Source organism: Streptomyces sp. URMC 123, assembly GCF_051386515.1.
Classification (GTDB): Bacteria; Actinomycetota; Actinomycetes; order Streptomycetales; family Streptomycetaceae; genus Streptomyces.
This window is the reverse complement of record NZ_JBPQTV010000515.1, coordinates 1-2,881: the sequence shown is the minus strand read 5'-3', so window position 1 is coordinate 2,881 and position 2,881 is coordinate 1. Positions and strand designations below refer to the sequence as shown.

The following is a 2,881-nucleotide window of genomic DNA, read 5'->3' as shown; positions in this document are numbered from 1 at the left end:
GGCATGGGGGGTGTACCTCCATCGGGGTCTCGCCTGCTGGGGGCGGCCGGAGGTTATCGGCGGGGTGTACGGGGGCGGCAGGGCGCGGATCGCCACAGTGCGGCGCGCGGGGTTGCCGGCGGCCTGGGCGGAGCCGCGGTGCGCGGCCGACTCACCGCGCCGGGGCCGGAGGTGTCGTACGGGGCGGTGTTCCGGTTCGGTCGCGGACCGCCGCGGCGGGGTCGGAGCCGTCCAGGCCGAAGAAGGCGGTGATCCAGTAGCTGGAGCAGATCGAGGCGATGAAGTGCGGCGTACCGGTGGCGCCGCACTGCTGGGCGCCCGCGCCCGGGTCCACCGGGGTGCCGTGGCCGATGCCGGGGACCCGGTTGACCTCGACGGCGACGCTGCCGTCCGCCGCGAGGTACTGCTCGTTGCGCGTCCCGTTGGGGCCGATCGTTGATACGCGGTCCGGGCTCTGGTCCAGGCCGTGCACCGCGGTCCACTGGTCCCGCAGCTCGTCCGCGTTCCTCGGCACGACCGTGGGGTCGTCGCGGCCGTGCCAGACAGCCACCCGGGGCCACGGGCCGGCGTGGCCGGGGTGGGCGGCGCGGACGGCCTGAGCCCAGGCCGCCGGGGTCCGGTCCACGCCGGGGTTCATGCAGGCGAACGCCGATATGACATCGGTGGCACACGCGTACGGCAGCCCTGCCACCACCGCTCCCGCAGCGAACACGTCCGGGTAGGCCGCGAGCATCACCGAGGTCATGGCGCCGCCGGCGGAGAGGCCCGTGACGTGGACGCGGCGCGGGTCGGCGCCGAAGGCGGAGCCGGCATGGGCGACCATCTGCCGAATCGAGGCGGCCTCGCCCGCGCCGCGCCGATTGTCACCGCTCTGGAACCAGTTGAAGCACCGGTTGGCGTTGTTCGTGACCGTCGTCTCCGCGAAGACCAGCAGGAACTTGTGCCGGTCGGCGAACCGGACGAGCCCGGAGTTGTCGGCGTAGAGCTGGGCGCTCTGCTTGCACCCGTGCAGCGCGACGACCACCGCGGGGTGCGCCGGCAGGGCCGCGGGGCGGTACACGTACATCGTCAGCGCGCCCGGGTTGGCGCCGAAGTGGGCGACCCGGTCCAACTTCACCGCGGTCTGGGGCGCCGCGGGCGAAGCGACGGCAGCCTGGGCTGCCGGGGCGGGGGCAACGACGCCCTGGGCCGCCGAGGCGGGCGGGACCGCGGCCTGGGCCGCCGGGGCCGGGGTGACCAGGGCGAATCCACAGGCGAGGGCCACGGCGGCAGCGAGTCCCCCGACGCGACCACGCCGGCGCCCGAGCAGGTGAGCACGGGAGGACGGCTCCGGTGGGGTGGGTGACGAGCTCGTGGTTGTCAGCAGCATGGAGCCTCCCGCGGGTACGTCACGGGGCCACGCCGGCCCCGTGACCTGAGCCGCCCGCCCCCGGGCGGGGGCTCAGGTGTTCCGCGTCACCGTAGGAAGCGGTGTCCGCGCCGGGACATGGCGAGGTCCCCCACAACCGGCCCGAATGCCGGGGCGCGCGACCCATTGCCGTACCCACGGTCACCTGCTATCGGCGCGGGGCGGCGTCCGGCCTGCCTGTCCGGCGTCGGGGCCGCTGCGTGGGGTCAGATCGTGGGCGCGGGCCAGGGGACGTCCGTTTCGACGGCGGCCGAGTAGTCGATGCCCGGGACCGAAAAGCCGTAGAGGCGGCGGACCTCGTCGCCGAACCAGTCGAGGTCGGCGAGTTCGGTGATGGTGTCGCTGGTGGCCGCGCTCCAGCGCTCGGCGACGGCGTTCTGCACGGTGGGGTCGAGTTCCCAGGTGTCGAGCCGGACCCGGCCCTCGTCGTCGAGGTCGAGGGGGCGGGCTCCGGTCAACCGGTCCCACAGCTCGACCAGTTGTCCGATCGGGTCCACCATGGCGCCGCCGAGGACGCCGCGCAGCAGCCCGGCGTACAGGGCGATGCCGGGGATGGCGGTGGAGGACTGCGTGACGGCGGCGGCATTGACCGAGATCACGGCCCGGCCGCCCAGGGCCCTGCCGAGGCGCTCGTCCAACGCGCGTGCGGTGGCTTCCAGATGGGCCTTCGCGGCGCCGATGGTGCCCTGTCGGTAGATCGCCGCGGTGAGCGGCGAGCCGATGTACGACAGGGCGGCGGTGGTGAAGCCGTCGGCGAGCAGGGACCGGTCGGCCAGGAACGTGATCCACCGTTCCCAGTCGGTGCCGCCCATCACCGCCACGGTCTGCTCGATGTCGTCGCCCTCGGCCGGCGCGGTGGTGACCTCCTTCACCTCCGGGGCTCCGTCCGCGTCGAAGACGAGGGTCTTGGTGGTGTACGGCGAGCCGATCGGCCTGAGGACCGAGGCATACACGTCGCCGGTGTCCGGGTCCGTGCGGCGAGGCGCGGCCACCGAGTAGATCAGGAAGTCGAGCCGTCCCCCGAACCGCTCGGCGATGAGGTCGGCGACCTGCTCCTTCACCGTGTCGCTGAACGCGTCGCCATTGAGGAAGACCATGCCCCGCCCATGCCGTTGGGCGAGCCGGGCCGTGGCGGCGGTGCGATACCAACCGGCCGTGCCGGTGCGCCGCGCGGGCGCCTTCTCGAAGCACACGCCGATGCCCCGGATGCCGACACGGGCCAGGCCCGCGATCGTAGCGGCCAGGCCGTACCCGGCGGACGAGCCGATGACCAGGGCCACCGGCCCTTCGCCCCCGGCTGCGGCCGGGGCGGGGACGGCCTGCCACATGTCGTCCACCAGCTGTCGGCAGCCGCCGGGGTGGGAGTCCAGGAACAGGAAGCCCCGGTTCTTGGGCGCAATGACGCGTTCGCTCACGGTGTGGTGTCCCAGGTGTCGTCACGGACAAGGGCGCGGCCTGTCTCTTATACACAAC

General features: G+C 73.8%; 2 protein-coding genes. Both read right to left on the bottom strand.

Translation table 11 applies throughout. From position 1 onward, the window contains the following. Nucleotides 1–151 precede the first annotated feature (151 nt). Entirely contained in the window at nucleotides 152–1,369 is a 1,218-nt protein-coding gene (locus ACSNOD_RS30170) for an extracellular catalytic domain type 1 short-chain-length polyhydroxyalkanoate depolymerase (RefSeq protein ID WP_436770261.1), read from the bottom strand. 245 nt (nucleotides 1,370–1,614) lie between these two features. Continuing rightward, the gene (gene fabV / locus ACSNOD_RS30165) at nucleotides 1,615–2,823 is read right to left on the bottom strand and encodes an enoyl-[acyl-carrier-protein] reductase FabV (RefSeq protein ID WP_436770260.1); all 1,209 of its coding nucleotides are present in this window, start codon (nucleotides 2,821–2,823) and stop codon (nucleotides 1,615–1,617) included. Nucleotides 2,824–2,881: the final 58 nt, after the last annotated feature.

What these genes read in the sequence shown, in the direction of transcription:
- ACSNOD_RS30170 (WP_436770261.1), bottom strand. Translation starts at nt 1,369, where the DNA reads ATGCTGCTGACAACCACGAGCTCGTCACCCACCCCACCGGAGCCGTCC.